Source organism: Psychrobacillus sp. MER TA 171, from assembly GCF_023713305.1.
Taxonomy (GTDB): domain Bacteria; phylum Bacillota; class Bacilli; order Bacillales_A; family Planococcaceae; genus Psychrobacillus.
Map to the genome: position 1 here is coordinate 363174 of NZ_JAMAWN010000001.1, position 14510 is coordinate 377683.

Sequence of the window (14510 nt, forward strand, 5' to 3'; positions counted from 1 at the left end):
AGAATAAGTAGGAGGGAACAAGTATACGTAATATTTTTTAAAAAGGATTGTTTGTCGAAGAATCATCGAAAAACACATGACAATAGGGCTGTAAGTGTAGTTTGCACTTACAGCCCTTTTTTAAATGAAGATATTTTCTATGCTTTAAATTCCCAACAGTTCTCCGTGAATTTCTTTATAGATTCTAAATTCGGCTCATAGCCTATCCCATAGCCTGTCGGCACTGTAATATATCCATCCTTGGCAACGACTTCAGGAGTAATAATATCCTCCTCCCAATAACGGGATGAACTCGATGTGTCTCCCGGAAACGTAAAGTTAGGTAATGAGGCAAGTGCAATATTATGTGCACGACCAATACCAGCCTCCAGCATTCCACCACACCAAACTGGTATATTTTTTTCTAAGCAATAGTCATGAATTTTTTTTGCTTCTGTAAGTCCCCCGACGCGACTTATTTTTATATTAATAACTTTAGCGCTACCTAATTCTATGGCTTTCTTTACATCTTCAAGTGACAGGATGCTTTCGTCTAAGCAAATAGGTGTTTTAATTTCTCGTTGAAGTTTTGAGTGGTCAACTATATCATCGTAACCTAAAGGCTGCTCGATCATTAAAAGATTATATTGATCAAGCTGCCTAAATATTTCTATGTCATCTAAGGTATAGGCTGAATTAGCATCTGCCATTAAAGGTAATTCGGGAAACGCTTCTCTTAGAGCAGAGATTAAAGAAATATCGCTTCCGGGTTTAATTTTCACTTTAATACGTTTATACCCTGCCTGCACGTAATTCTTTACGACACTTATAAGTTCATCAGAACTCTTTTGTAAGCCAATGCTGACTCCCACTTCGATATTTTTGAAGGTCCCACCAAGTGCTTGAGATAAAGGAAGACTATTTCTTTTTGCGTAAAGATCCCAAACAGCACCTTCTATCGCAGCCTTAGCCATATTGTTTTTACGAATAGGGGAAAATATAGCAGACACTTCATCTGGGTGATTTATATTCCTATTTAATAGTAACGGGATTAAGAAATCCTTTATAATATGTAAATTAGTTTGAAAGGTTTCCTCGTTATACCAAGGGGCATGAAAGGCGGTAGACTCACCCCAGCCGGTATTTCCACTTTCGTCCATAACTTCGACTAATAAAAAAGGCTTCTCCTGTATACTGCCAAAGCTTGTTACAAACGAATTTTTCATCGTCATATTTAGATGATGTAATTTTACTTTTTTTATAATCATTTTTATAGAGCTCCTTAATTGGGAGGTTATTTCATTTTTTTTATAAACTGATAATAATTCACCGGTTCGTTAGTTTTACGAACAGCAATTATGGAATAATTTTCAATGAATAGAGTTTGTATGATTTTTCTAATCTGAAGGTCCCATTTTAATGCTAGATCAGGCTCTGTGACCCGCATTTCTTGAATCAGTTGAGGAATTGGCACTTCATAAGCTTCCTCAGTCGGTACAAATATGCGTGGCTCGATTAAGACAGGATAATTATTTTCTGTAAAGTCAATGTGAAAAGGCTGTGTAAACTTTGTATTCTCCGGCATCGATTATCCTCCGCTTTCTTACTCTTAATCTACCACTTTTTATACTTAATTTCATTGATATCCTACTAAAATTAAGAATTTTCATCGGCACCTTCAAAAAGAAAATGACTTGGGATACTTTGATACATCAGCTGTCTATTTTTAAAGGCATCCTTTTGTTCCACTATTAACCCTGAAACAATAGCATTCATAAAAGAAAACAAAGGTGCAACGGCATCAAAGGTTGACTTGTTTTGTGTAGATACTGGGAATAACACATCGCTATATTCATGTATAGGGGCAAGCATAGAATCACTTATGCCAATAATATAAGCCTTTTGCTTTCTAACTAATTCTGCAATTTGAAGCGTTTCTTTCAAATAACGGTGAAACGATATAATAATTACTACCGAATTTGAATTCATGCTAGCAATGGTCCTAATCACATCTTCTGTGTCCGGTCTCATAAAGTGAACATTTTCTTTTACTAAACCAATTGAAAAGGAAAGCCAATTGGCGGCAGGGTAGGAGGTACGAAGGCCTAATACATATATTGATTTTGCCTTTGAAAGTCTTTGTACCGCTGCGTAATAAGATGCGGCATCGATTTGATCCATAGTAGCTTGAATAGATTGAATATCTTTTTCCATGACTTGTCTATGAAAGCTTTCTTCCTTAGATAATTCAATTTCTGTGTATTGGTAAGGACTGGTTGAGGATTCGTTGATAAAATAATGTTCACGCATAAGCTTTTGAAGTTCTACATAACCGGAAAAGCCAAGTGTATAGGAAAATCGAATAACAGTAGATTCACTTATTCCTATTCTTCCTCCTAATTCGGCAGCCGAACAAAGCGCTATATCCCGAGGATGATCTAATACATAAGTAGCCATTTTTTTTTGGCTTTTAGACATAGTAACAAAATTTTCACGAATAAGATTTTGTAATTGCACGGGGTTCTCCTTTTGAAGTTAAGGCGTTATTTTTTATGTCGTTTGAAGGTTAAGCTTCAATTTCTGATAATGCTTAATTTATCATAATATTCCATTCATTACAATTACTTTTTTTAGATAGGAGTTTTAAATAGTGTATATCAATGTATATATATAAAATCCTTTTTTTTATAAAGGACACAAACCATAAGGTACAGAATGTTCTTATTTATAGGTGAAAGTTAATTGATTTATGTTTTAAGTCAACGGTTTTAGCTAATCCAATCAAGTTCATAAAAATTTCACAACTGCATTTCCGCGCAACCCAATAAAAAACCCCACGTATGGTGGGGGATAGTTATTTATTCTCTTTTTTCTCCTGAACTATTTTTTCTTCTTCGTCAAAAAATGGACAGCCTTCTCCAATCATATTAAGGGAGGCAATTTCATCTAAATCTTGCCTTCTTTTCATTTCATTAGAATCAACAGGATTTGAATTTGAGCTCAACCAATATCCCCTCTCAACTTTTACTTCAATATATTCTAGCGGAAAAGAAAAAAGTCCAAAAAAAAATTTCGTTCTGTAAATTGAGGCTAAAATTCTATTATTTATGCGTATATCATCGCATTATGTCATAATCACGATATATATTTAATTCTGAAAATTGCAGAAAAAAGTAGATAGAGTAAAATAATAAAAAAGAAGGAGGTCTATTAATGTCGGTTCAACATTTTGTAGATGGAATGAATAAAAGTATAATTCATGTGGAAAAGTCAGTAGAACAAATGGTGCATCAAACTAGCATGACAAAAATCGACCAGCAACAAATAATGCGAGCTTTAATTGAGTTGAGTGAAAAAGTAAAGCTGATTGAGATGTATATTCACATACCAAAAAAAGAAGACCACTCTTGATGTCTTCTCCTTGAAATTTATTTAAGTTATTTCTTTAATGACTTTTTCTATATCTTTAAGTGGTGCATGGCAACTATTATTTTGACAAATTTCTACCGACAAGGTTTCTAAAGGCGCTGTGGTTGACCAAATATCGAACGGTCTATATGTTGTCTGAAGCACCTTTAAGATATCGCTTATTGGGTTACCAATTAACTTAATTTCTCTTCCTTTGCTATTTAATGTCTGGAATGCCATTAGCGAAGACAATAGAGAGGTAGGATAAAGTGTAATTTCCTCTGCAAAAGTGGAAATAGTATTTTCAGCTAGTTGAAGCATGTCTGGATTGTCGGTAATTTTAGCTAACCTCCAAAACTGCCAAGCGATTGTCCCGTTCCCAGCAGGAATAATTTGATCCATAATTATTTTTTCTCGAACAATTAGTTTTTCTCCACGCGTACTCGTAAAATAAAATCCACCATTTACTTCATCTTTAAAGTTGTCCATGATCTCTGAGGCTATCTGTTTTGCCTTCTCTAAATACTCTTCCTCATCCGTTGCTTCATAAAGCTCAACATATGCCCACAACAAATTTGCATAATCATCCAAATAAGCAACGTTCTTCGCTTCACCATCTCTATAAGTTGCGTATAAAACGTTTTCCTTAATAAGATGATTTTCAATAAATTGCAAAGCTCTTTTTGCAGAGCTTATAAAGTGAGGATTCGTAAAAGCTGCTCCAGCTTTGGCGAGAGCGGCAGCCATTAATCCATTCCATGAGGTAATTATTTTGTCGTCAATATGTGGGTAGGGCCTGTTCTGACGATGCTCTAATAGAATAGCTTTAGAAGCATCTAATCGTTCTTCCCATTCATCCTCCGATATATTAAATTCCTCTAGAATAGAAGCAATATCAGTATAGATTAAATTAGGTATATTTCTTCCATCAAAATTACCTTCTTCTGTAATATCATAGGATCTTGCAAAAAGTGTACCCTCATCCTCACCCAAGACTTGTATTACTTCCTGAAAAGACCAAACATAATAAGTTCCTTCTTCACCTTCACTGTCCGCATCAATTGCTGAATAGAATGGACCTTCGGGATGAGTCATTTCTCGTTCAACAAATTTAACAGTGTTGTATACAACTTCTTCATATTGAGGGATTCTAGTAATTTGATAAGCCTCCGTATATGCCATTAAAAGTAATGCCTGGTCATAGAGCATTTTCTCAAAATGTGGAGTAAGCCACATTTCATCCGTTGAGTATCTAGCAAATCCACCACCAAGATGATCGGAAATTCCACCACGAGCAATACCATCCAATGTAATTTCAACCATATGAAGGGCATCATCCTCATTAGTTTCATGATAATACCTCATTAAAAAGAGCAGCTGTAGAGGGGAGGGAAACTTAGGTTCTTTACCGAAGCCTCCGTGCTGAGAATCGAACATACCAGCTAACTGATGAAAGGCAGTTTCTATTATATTTGGCTCTATAGCTGTATGGTTGTTAGTTGTATTAGTTACTTGAAAGGCTTCTATTAGTTTTTCACTTACTTCTTCTAGTTGATCAAATTCATTTTCATATGCTTTATGTAAGCGAGGCAATAAATCTAACAGTCCTGGTTTCCCGTATTTTTGTTCCTTTGGAAAATAGGTTCCCGCGTAAAAAGGCTTTTGGTCAGGTGTTAGAAAAACATGGAGTGGCCAGCCGCTTTCTCCAGTTAGCATTTGACAAATAGTCATATATACCGAGTCAATATCCGGTCTTTCTTCACGATCTACTTTAATCGATATGAAATGCTTATTTAATATGTCAGCGACCTCTTGATCCTCGAACGATTCTCTTTCCATTACGTGACACCAGTGGCATGTACTATAGCCAATACTTACAAACAGAGGCTTGTTTTCCTTGTGAGCTTTTTCAAAAGCTTCCTCTCCCCATGGAAACCAATCAACAGGATTATTGGCATGCTGAAGTAAATAGGGAGATTTTTCTTTGGATAATCTATTGTGACATTGTGACGACATGAACATCCCACTTTCTGGCTTTAAATGTTATTAATACTTTACCCTTACTGCTAATTAGTTACTCTTTATTTGTTGAAAATATCTCTTGTATAGATGAATTTTAATGGCATCAATTTCATAATTTTTCTATGTAAATAAAGCGAAACTTTAATAGAAAATAAAATGACTAAAGTTCTTTTAATAACTTAAAGGAGCTAAGTTTTATTGATGAAGAAAAAAAGAATCCTGTTTACGCTTAGGTAAACAGGATTCTTTACAATTGCTAAATACTTACGCCGAGTGACACAAGTAAATAGTTGAGGGAAACGATTGCTACAGATATGTGCAATAAAACCGTTAACCAGTTTTTTTGTGTCCCTTGAAAGTCTTGTACTAGCATAGCTACTGACCATATAAAAATAAATAGGTAAGCAAACTGTAATAGTATAGCTGGCAACATAATAAAAACCTCCTCTCTCTTACATATGAAATAGATTAGTAATGGATTCCGCTCGTGCCTGTCTACAAAATAATTTCTTAATTCACACGAGTAGGCACTATTTTATTTAATGGTTAGTTATAAACCTTTTTATTTACTATACATCGCTCCTTCACGTTATTTTCATGCCCTTTCATACAAATGCTCCTATGTCTTCGTTCCTAATATTCATGTTTTTCCCTAAAAGTCTTTGACAAGAGTGGAGAAATCATGTAAATTATCAAATGGGCGAACAATTACCTTAGTTTTTAATATAAATATTCGTGTTTGGGAGTGTTGAGGCGTGGAAAACGTATTTGATTATGAGGATATTCAATTAATTCCTGCGAAATGTGTGGTTAACAGTCGTTCGGAATGTGATACAACAGTTTCGTTAGGTGGGTATAAATTTAAATTACCGGTAGTCCCTGCAAACATGCAAACAATTATAGATGAAAAAATAGCTTTGTATTTAGCTGAAAAAGGATACTTTTATATCATGCACCGATTTCAGCCAGAAAAGCGTATAGATTTTATTAAGGATATGCAATCTAAAGGCTTGATTGCTTCGATAAGTGTTGGTGTCAAAGAGGAAGAATATCATTTCATAGAGGAATTAGCGAGCAAGTCATTAGTGCCTGAATTTATTACAATAGATATTGCACATGGTCATTCTAATGCCGTGATTAATATGATTAAGCATATTAAAAGTTATTTGCCAAAAAGCTTTGTGATTGCAGGAAATGTAGGAACTCCAGAGGCTGTACGGGAGTTAGAAAATGCTGGAGCAGACGCTACTAAAGTTGGGATTGGACCAGGTAAGGTTTGTATTACAAAGATTAAAACAGGCTTTGGAACTGGTGGATGGCAGTTAGCTGCATTACGCTGGTGTGCAAAAGCTGCTAGTAAACCAATCATAGCGGATGGCGGTATTCGTACACATGGCGATATAGCTAAATCTGTTCGATTTGGTGCATCCATGGTAATGGTCGGTTCACTTTTTGCTGGTCATGAGGAATCTCCTGGAGTTACGATTGAAAAAGATGGAAAACGTTTTAAAGAATACTTCGGATCTGCTTCTGAATTTCAAAAAGGCGAGAAGAAAAACGTCGAAGGTAAAAAAATGTTCGTCGAGCATAAAGGACATCTTGAGGATACTTTAAGAGAAATGGAGCAGGATTTACAATCTTCCATTTCGTATGCAGGCGGAAACAAATTGGACGCTATTCGTAATGTAGATTATGTCGTTGTGAAAAACTCCATTTTTAATGGAGATAAGGTATATTAATTTTAAAAAAAGGACTGCACAGTGAATTAAACTGAGCAGTCCTTTTAAATTTACTCGAAAGCATATATTACTACTTTCTACTAATTATTCGTGTTATTACATAAAAATACGAAGAACTAAATAAATATTTTCCCAGGGTTTAAAATTCCATTTGGATCAAATAATAATTTAATAGACTTCATTAGCTCCACTGCCTCACCATGCTCCTTAAGCTGGTATTTCATTTTACCGACTCCAACTCCGTGCTCCCCTGTACAACTGCCACCTAAGTCTATTGCTTTTAAAGCAATCTGATCATTTGTATACTTGGCTTTTGCTACTTCTGTTGTATCGTTAGGGTCGTACATGACCATCGTGTGGAAATTACCATCACCAACATGTCCGAAGACGCCACCTAGGAGACCACTTTCCTCTATTAGCGTGCGACCAAAAACGACCATTTCTGCTAGCTTAGAGATAGGCACACATGCGTCAGCTCCAGTGTTATCTTTTCCTTTAATATGCTTATAGGCATAAGAGAGCTCATGACGAGCCTTCCAAATGTCAGCTCGGTCTTTTGGGGAATTGGCGCGCTCCCAATTGCTGCATCCTAAATCCTTCATTAACTCTTCAACTACTGTTGCTTCTTCTTCCACGATATTCGGAGTACCTGCAAATTCAAAGAATAGAGAGTGCTCTTCTGGGAATCCATAATCCCCATATACATTTACTTGTTTTATACTTTCAGCATCTACTAATTCCATTCTAAGTACCGGAATCCCACACGATAAAACTGCTTGAGCAGCTTCTGCACAGCTCCCAGGTGTTTCAAATGTACAACGAGCAGCAATCACTTTCTCTGGAATACCGTGGAGTTTTAAAGTAACCTTTGTAATTACTCCTAACGTTCCTTCTGATCCAGCCATAATTCCATTTAAGTTATAGCCTGAGGAAGATTTTTTTGCCTTGGATCCTGTATGGATAACGGTACCATTTGCTAGAACAACTTCTAAATCTAAAATTTGATCTCTCATTGAGCCGTATCGTACAGCGGTCGTTCCACTTGCATTATTTGCGACCATTCCTCCAATGGAGGCATCAGCACCAGGATCAATTGGAAAGTAAAGACCGTGCTTATTAACAAAATGGTTTAGCTGTAGACGTGTGATACCTGGCTCCACAGTAACCATCATATCCTCAGGATTAAATTCTATTATTTTTTTCATATTATCAAAACTAATAGAATTCCCCTTGTGAATTGGAATCGCTTGACCTTCAAGGCCTGAGCCAGCGCCATATGGAGTAACAGGTACCTTTTGTTCATTAGCTATTTTAAGAACACTAACAATGTCTTCTACACTATCCGGAAAGATTACAAAATCCGGCTCCACAAAAGGGTGGGAGGATTCATCTCGACTATGTCTATATAATTCTGATTCACTTTTACTTATTTTCTCTTTTCCTAGTACCTCTTCAAATTGGTCAAATAGATGTGCTTCCATAAATGACAATCCTCCTGTATATCTAAAAATTCAAAATATTTATTTACAATAATATTAACATAATATATTATTCATGTATACAGTATACAGGAAGGAGAAATTATTTTGAAAAAGCTTTCTCCAAAAGAATCTTTAGCTGATCAAGCATTTAATGCTTTAAAGGACGCTATCATTAGTGGAAAACTAGCACAGCAGGAAGAATTACCGGAAGAAAAGTTAGCGTTAGATTTAGGGATTAGTCGAACTCCCTTGCGTGAAGCTTTAAAAAGATTAGCGGCTGAGGGCCTAGTTGAAGTAAATAAGGCTAAACCGGCAATTGTAGCAACCTTTACAAAAGAAGACGGGCTACATTATATGGAAATACGTAGATTATTAGAAATATATAATATTGACCAAAATGCAAATTATATTTCCGGGGAAGTATTGTGTGCATTAGAAGAAAATCTTGTGGAGCAATTAACTTCCATTAAAGAGGAAAGATACAACACATTTAACGACTTAGATCAACAGTTTCATTTGCTGATTGGAAGTATAGGACCCAACAGAAAGCTGGGTGAACTGATAAATGATGCTAACGCTGGAAGTAATCGTGCTTTTCTGATTCTTTCCAATACATTAGAGGTCAGCGCAGAGGAGGCTTATTATGAGCATGAAGAGATAGTACGGGCCCTGCGGGTACAAGATAACGATTTGGCTAAACAACTTATGGCAATTCACCTAGATAATGTAGAAAGAAGATTTTTATTATATTTCAATGAGGAGGAAAAGAAATGAAAAAATTATTAGCTATACTACTGATCACCCTACTTACGTTAAGCGCATGTGGAAGGCCATCAACAAGTACGTCAACATCTAGCTCAGGGGAGGAACAAGAGCAATATACACTTCGAATTGCATACTTAGTATCTGAAGAGCAATCTACTCATCTAGCAGCTAAGTCTTTTAAAGAAAAGTTAGAGGAAGAATCGGATGGACGTTTAAAAGTTGAACTATATCCAAATGGACAATTATATGCATCCGATCGTGAAGGAATTGAAGCGGTACAGTTAGGTAATATTGAAATGACTATTCCAGCAGTAGCACCATTAGCTTCTTTCAATAAAAAGTTTATGGTTTTTGACTTACCGTTTTTGTTTAATGACCATGATGCAGCTTATCGAGCACTTGATGGTGAATTAGGTGATAAACTTCTTGCAGAGTTAGAGAGCAATGATATGAAGGGACTTGTTTTTGCGGAGAATGGATTCCGTCATATGTCTAATAACGAGGGACCAATAGAGGGAATAGAAGATTTAAAGGGCTTAAAATATCGAACATTAGAAAACCCAGTACATACAGACACATTTAAAGCTTTTGGTGCCAATGCCTCACCTTTTGCTTTTGGGGAATTATACACGGCACTGCAACAAAATACATATGAAGCAATGGAATCACCCATTTCTTTATATTATACAAACAAGTTTTACGAGGTTCAGGAATATCTAACTTTAACTAGCCACGTCTATGCTGCAACTATTTTGTTGATGAACAATGACTTCTTTAATAGTTTACCAGACGATTTGCAGGAGCTAGTGCAAACTGCATCTGAAGAGTATCGAACAGAGCAACGTGAAATTGCTCAAAAGCAAGATGTAGAATTTCTTGAGAAATTAAAAGAAGAGGGCATGCAAGTAAATGAGCTGACTGATGAGCAACGGGACGAGTTCAAGGCCGCAACTCAATCCGTATATGACAAATACGTGGCTGAAATAGGAGAAGATTTAGTTAATATGGCAGAAGAAGCAAACAATCAATAATAGAGCAGGGGTGAAACGTATATGCTAAAGAAATTTGCAAGGTTCGAAGAGATATTGCTAGTACTTTCCCTTGGTTTAATGGTTGCACTTATTTTTGGTCAAGTAATAGGCAGATATGTTTTTTCCTCTGCACCAAGCTGGACAGAGGAAATGGCGAGATATATTCATATTTTCCAAGTATGGATTGGGGCAAGCTATGCAGTTAAATTAAGACAGCACATTCGCGTGGAAGCATTTATCACCCGCTTCCACGGGGTGTTTCGTCAGGTGCTTGAGATTTTATCCATAGTAATTTGGTTTGTAATGGCACTGTTTTTAGCTGTGTTTGGTACAGAGCTTGTTTTAAGTAGTATTAATCATGGACAACTGGCTCCAGCTATGCAAATACCAATTTGGATTCCGTATTTAGCTATACCACTTGGTGGGATTGGGATGGCTATTCGGTTAGTCATTCAAGTAAAAGAAGTGATACGTGGCAATTACGAAAAACCTAAGGAAGAGGAGATTATGCTATGACAGTAGCTCTTTTGTTCGGTACACTGTTTATTTGCCTTTTAATTGGAGTTCCTATTGCTATCTCTTTAGGTGTTTCCGCACTAGTTGCCATTTATTTTGGTTCTAATCTTCCACTGGGTATTATAGCCCAAAAAGCATTTACATCCTTGGATTCATTCCCGCTATTAGCAATTCCTTTCTTTATGCTGGCTGGAGTACTAATGAGTAAAGGCGGAGTTTCTAAAAGATTGCTGGACGTAGCTACTGCTTTAGTAGGTTGGATAGTAGGGGGATTGTCTCTAGTAACCATAGTAGCATCCATGTTTTTTGCGGCTATTTCGGGATCAGGACCTGCAACTGTAGCTGCAATTGGCGGTTTTATGATTCCAGAAATGAAAAACAAAAAGTATGACGGAGGATATGCAGCGGCTGTATCCGCTTCAGCAGGATCTATAGGCGTAATTATTCCACCTAGTATTCCATTTGTGTTGTATGGGGTAATAGGAAGCGTATCTGTAGGAAGCATGTTCCTAGCAGGGATATTACCAGGTATTATCATTGGTATTGGTCTGATGATCACCGCGTATTTTATTGCTAAAAAACGAGGCTATAAGTCCGAGGGAACTGCCCGCTTTTCATTTAAGGATGTGTTAAAAGCTACATACGATGCCAAGTGGGCATTGCTTATCCCAGTTATTATTTTGGGTGGGATTTATGGAGGCTTCTTTTCGCCAACGGAAGCTGCTGTCGTAGCAGTGGTCTATGCTTTAATTATCGGCTTGTTTGTTTATAAGGAGCTTACATGGAAATCCGTATTTGAATGCTTCCGCGAAGCAGTTGTTATAAATGCTACTACGATGATTATTATTGGTCTTTCCGTATCCTTTGCATATTTCATGACTTTAGAACAGGTGCCCAATGATATTTCTTCTTTCTTGACTGAATTATCTACCAATCCAATTGTCATTTTACTAGCTATTAATGTCATACTATTAATAGTAGGAATGTTTATCGATACAATATCTGCGTTAGTCATTCTAACACCGATTCTTTTGCCGATTGTTATTGCAGTCGGTGTCGATCCCATTCATTTTGGGGTAATATTAGTTACTAACTTAGCTATTGGTTTTATCACACCACCTCTTGGAGTAAACCTATTTGTAGCTTCTAGTGTTGGTAATGTGAAGTTTGAAAGAATCATAATGGCCATTATCCCATTTTTGTTCAGCATGATTGTTTGCTTAATCCTCATCACCTTCTTACCGAGTTTATCTTTATGGCTTCCAAGTATTCTAAGTAATAAATAATTGTGAAAGAAGGATAATTATATGTCTTTACAACTTAACCCACGTGCGATAGCACTTGAACAACCTGGTATTCGTCAGTTCTCGAATCAGCTCGTTAATTTCCCAAATGCAGTTAATCTAACAATAGGACAACCAGATTTCCCTACTCCGCAGGCAGTGAAGGATGCGGGAATACACGCTATTCAAAATGATTTAACTGGTTATTCTCACAATGCTGGGTTAATAGAGTTAAGAGAAGCTGTTAATAATTTTTTTACAGATAAATATGGTTTTTCCTACAACCCAACTAAAGAAATTGTCATCACAAACGGTGCGAGTGAAGCTATCGATACAGTTTTTCGAACTATTTTAGAAGAAGGCGACGAGGTTATATTGCCGGCTCCGATATACTCGGGCTATGAACCTGTTATTAAATTTTGTGGCGCTAAGATCGTTTATTTAGATACAACTAATACTGGTCTACAGCCTTCAGTAGATGAATTAGAGAAGCTTATTACAGATAAAACGAAGGCTATTTTGTTTAATAATCCTTCAAACCCTACTGGCATGGTTATTGAAAAGCAGGTAATGGATCAGCTAGTGGAAATGTTAAAGGATAAAGAGGTTTATATTGTCTCCGATGAAATTTATAGTGAGAATACATTTTTAGGAGAGCATGTTTCGTTTGCTTCCTATCCGGAGCTGCGAGACAAATTATTTTATATCCATGGGGTTTCTAAGTCGCATTCGATGACTGGCTGGAGGATTGGATTCATATTAGGTCCTGAGAAAATTATGGAGCATGTGTTAAAAGTACATCTTTACAATTCTATTTGTGCTTCTTTGCCATCACAGTACGGTGCACTAGAGGCATTAACCAATTCCAAGGACATCCCAAGCGCAATGAATATTGAGTATGTAACAAGACGTGACTATGTATATGATCGCTTGTTAAAGATGGGTCTTCCTGTCATTAAGCCGAATGGTGCATTTTATATTTTTCCTTCCATAGAACGTTTAGGTATGAAGTCTTTTGATTTTGCAACGAAGCTACTACATGAAGGTGGAGTAGCAGTAGTTCCTGGCAGTACCTTTACACCTTATGGAGAGGGCTATATTCGAATTTCCTATGCTTATTCCATGGCCGTATTAGAAGAGGGTTTAAATCGTTTAGAACGTTTTATAGAAAAAATTCAGTCCCAATGAATTCTATTACATGACGAAATGGAGAATACAATGAAAAAAGTAATTACGTATTCACTTGCACTTGGAATTTTTAGTAGTGTTATACTCGCTCCCGTAGCGAATGTACAGGCAGCGTCATTAACAAAAGCGGAAGCACTAGTTCAGAGAGCGGAGAAAGAAGCAACGGCTTTAAAATGGCAAATTTCTATTGAACATACCCAGTCTATTAAAACTCCAGATATGAAGGTATTCAATTCGACTAAATCTGCTTATCTAACGGCACAAAAAGAGATTTCCTCGATAAGTGATCCAGCTAAAAGGGCAGAATTAGAAAAAAAATTAGAGGAAACAGCCGGGATTCATTATAAACGCTCCATGGGATATGTGGATGCTATTACGTCTGGCAATAAAATTCAAAAGCTGGCTAACACTCTTCAACAAGAGTATAGAAAGGATCCAAGCTCTAAGCTTACGGAAACTGCTTATCATGCTTTATCCGAGGAAATTAGAAAGCAAGGAAAGCTTTTATATAGAGTTTATGGTAAGTCAACACGCGACGCTTTTATTACTCAATATAAGAGTCCTGCCGAACAGATGCTACTTAATGTAAAATCTGCAAAGCTAGCGAAAGGCTTAATAACTAAGCTGGACCAGGCTATCCAAAAGAAAACCAAGCAAGACTCCATTCTAAACGAATTGTTTTTAACTTTAGAATCCATAAAAGATGATACGATGTATTATCGACTATTTGAAGAATACAGCAAGGTCATGCGAAAGGACATAAATTTTGTTGCACAAGAAAAAGACTTCAACATTTATTTTGGTCAAATGAACCAACTGATCAATAAAAAAGATGTAACGGGAGTTTTCTCGTTATACGGTAAGGATTTTCCTGACTATGAATTTTTAAAAGAGGATATTCAAACTTCCTTCAATGAAAATGATACAAAGTTCGAACTGGTAAACGTTTATGTCTACTCCATCATTAGTGGCTATGCCTATGTGGAAGTTGAGGACCTTGCTACTACAGGAAATAAGAAGGAATCTATTTTAAATGTATATCTATTGAAAAAAGAAAATAAGGAATGGAAAATTGTCGATATTTTTACTCCTTACTAA

Annotated in this window: 15 protein-coding genes; 8 read left to right on the top strand and 7 right to left on the bottom strand. The window is 36.4% G+C overall.

Annotated elements, in window-relative coordinates:
* Positions 1 to 137: 137 nt before the first annotated feature.
* The 4 genes from menC to M3627_RS01615 all read right to left on the bottom strand — a co-directional run bounded on the left by menC (position 138) and on the right by M3627_RS01615 (position 2983).
* The gene (menC, locus tag M3627_RS01600) at positions 138 to 1247 is read right to left on the bottom strand and encodes an o-succinylbenzoate synthase (RefSeq protein ID WP_251552721.1); all 1110 of its coding nucleotides are present in this window, start codon (positions 1245 to 1247) and stop codon (positions 138 to 140) included.
* Between the two features lie 26 nt (positions 1248 to 1273).
* Positions 1274 to 1564, bottom strand: a complete 291-nt coding sequence (locus M3627_RS01605; RefSeq protein ID WP_169358768.1) for a hypothetical protein — start codon at positions 1562 to 1564, stop codon at positions 1274 to 1276.
* A 71-nt stretch (positions 1565 to 1635) separates the two neighbouring features.
* Positions 1636 to 2496: an SIS domain-containing protein gene (locus tag M3627_RS21000; protein WP_169358769.1), complete on the bottom strand. Its 861-nt coding sequence runs from the start codon at positions 2494 to 2496 to the stop codon at positions 1636 to 1638.
* Between the two features lie 337 nt (positions 2497 to 2833).
* Positions 2834 to 2983 (bottom strand): hypothetical protein, encoded by a 150-nt coding sequence (locus M3627_RS01615; protein ID WP_169358770.1) that lies wholly within the window; start codon positions 2981 to 2983, stop codon positions 2834 to 2836.
* Between the two features lie 209 nt (positions 2984 to 3192).
* Between M3627_RS01615 and M3627_RS01620 the strand changes: the two genes are divergently transcribed.
* Positions 3193 to 3390 (top strand): hypothetical protein, encoded by a 198-nt coding sequence (locus tag M3627_RS01620; protein ID WP_169358771.1) that lies wholly within the window; start codon positions 3193 to 3195, stop codon positions 3388 to 3390.
* A 21-nt stretch (positions 3391 to 3411) separates the two neighbouring features.
* Here the strand turns inward: M3627_RS01620 and M3627_RS01625 are convergent, their stop codons facing one another.
* Together M3627_RS01625 and M3627_RS01630 are read right to left on the bottom strand one after the other, a co-directional pair.
* Positions 3412 to 5403, bottom strand: a complete 1992-nt coding sequence (locus M3627_RS01625) for a thioredoxin domain-containing protein (protein ID WP_251552724.1) — start codon at positions 5401 to 5403, stop codon at positions 3412 to 3414.
* Between the two features lie 262 nt (positions 5404 to 5665).
* A complete protein-coding gene (locus M3627_RS01630) occupies positions 5666 to 5842 on the bottom strand; it encodes a hypothetical protein (RefSeq protein WP_169358773.1) in 177 nt (58 codons plus the stop codon).
* Positions 5843 to 6164: 322 nt separating this feature from the next.
* Here M3627_RS01630 and guaC point away from each other — a divergent pair, with 322 nt between their 5' ends.
* Positions 6165 to 7148 carry a GMP reductase gene (guaC, locus tag M3627_RS01635; RefSeq protein WP_169358774.1) on the top strand — a complete coding sequence of 328 codons (984 nt, stop codon included), beginning with the start codon at positions 6165 to 6167 and terminating at the stop codon, positions 7146 to 7148.
* Positions 7149 to 7264: 116 nt separating this feature from the next.
* Here the strand turns inward: guaC and M3627_RS01640 are convergent, their stop codons facing one another.
* Entirely contained in the window at positions 7265 to 8629 is a 1365-nt protein-coding gene (locus M3627_RS01640) for an FAD-binding oxidoreductase (protein ID WP_251552728.1), read from the bottom strand.
* A gap of 105 nt (positions 8630 to 8734) precedes the next feature.
* Here M3627_RS01640 and M3627_RS01645 point away from each other — a divergent pair, with 105 nt between their 5' ends.
* The 6 genes from M3627_RS01645 to M3627_RS01670 are packed head-to-tail and all read left to right on the top strand — an operon-like array spanning position 8735 to position 14510.
* Complete coding sequence (locus M3627_RS01645; RefSeq protein WP_251552730.1) at positions 8735 to 9403, top strand: GntR family transcriptional regulator; 669 nt, start codon at positions 8735 to 8737, stop codon at positions 9401 to 9403.
* The gene (locus M3627_RS01650) at positions 9400 to 10425 is read left to right on the top strand and encodes a DctP family TRAP transporter solute-binding subunit (protein WP_251552731.1); all 1026 of its coding nucleotides are present in this window, start codon (positions 9400 to 9402) and stop codon (positions 10423 to 10425) included. The genes M3627_RS01645 and M3627_RS01650 overlap by 4 nt, the downstream gene beginning before the upstream one ends.
* A gap of 21 nt (positions 10426 to 10446) precedes the next feature.
* The gene (locus M3627_RS01655; RefSeq protein WP_251552732.1) at positions 10447 to 10941 is read left to right on the top strand and encodes a TRAP transporter small permease; all 495 of its coding nucleotides are present in this window, start codon (positions 10447 to 10449) and stop codon (positions 10939 to 10941) included.
* Positions 10938 to 12227, top strand: a complete 1290-nt coding sequence (locus M3627_RS01660; RefSeq protein WP_251552733.1) for a TRAP transporter large permease — start codon at positions 10938 to 10940, stop codon at positions 12225 to 12227. The genes M3627_RS01655 and M3627_RS01660 overlap by 4 nt, the downstream gene beginning before the upstream one ends.
* Before the next feature lie 21 nt (positions 12228 to 12248).
* Positions 12249 to 13412, top strand: a complete 1164-nt coding sequence (locus M3627_RS01665) for an aminotransferase class I/II-fold pyridoxal phosphate-dependent enzyme (protein WP_251552734.1) — start codon at positions 12249 to 12251, stop codon at positions 13410 to 13412.
* Positions 13413 to 13442: 30 nt separating this feature from the next.
* The gene (locus tag M3627_RS01670; RefSeq protein WP_251552735.1) at positions 13443 to 14510 is read left to right on the top strand and encodes a hypothetical protein; all 1068 of its coding nucleotides are present in this window, start codon (positions 13443 to 13445) and stop codon (positions 14508 to 14510) included.

Coding starts and splice junctions, on each gene's coding strand:
- menC (WP_251552721.1), bottom strand. CDS start 1,247: ATGATTATAAAAAAAGTAAAATTACATCATCTAAATATGACGATGAAA.
- M3627_RS01605 (WP_169358768.1), bottom strand. CDS start 1,564: ATGCCGGAGAATACAAAGTTTACACAGCCTTTTCACATTGACTTTACA.
- M3627_RS01620 (WP_169358771.1), top strand. CDS start 3,193: ATGTCGGTTCAACATTTTGTAGATGGAATGAATAAAAGTATAATTCAT.
- M3627_RS01625 (WP_251552724.1), bottom strand. CDS start 5,403: ATGTCGTCACAATGTCACAATAGATTATCCAAAGAAAAATCTCCCTAT.
- M3627_RS01630 (WP_169358773.1), bottom strand. CDS start 5,842: ATGTTGCCAGCTATACTATTACAGTTTGCTTACCTATTTATTTTTATA.
- M3627_RS01640 (WP_251552728.1), bottom strand. CDS start 8,629: ATGGAAGCACATCTATTTGACCAATTTGAAGAGGTACTAGGAAAAGAG.
- M3627_RS01650 (WP_251552731.1), top strand. CDS start 9,400: ATGAAAAAATTATTAGCTATACTACTGATCACCCTACTTACGTTAAGC.
- M3627_RS01655 (WP_251552732.1), top strand. CDS start 10,447: ATGCTAAAGAAATTTGCAAGGTTCGAAGAGATATTGCTAGTACTTTCC.
- M3627_RS01660 (WP_251552733.1), top strand. CDS start 10,938: ATGACAGTAGCTCTTTTGTTCGGTACACTGTTTATTTGCCTTTTAATT.
- M3627_RS01665 (WP_251552734.1), top strand. CDS start 12,249: ATGTCTTTACAACTTAACCCACGTGCGATAGCACTTGAACAACCTGGT.
- M3627_RS01670 (WP_251552735.1), top strand. CDS start 13,443: ATGAAAAAAGTAATTACGTATTCACTTGCACTTGGAATTTTTAGTAGT.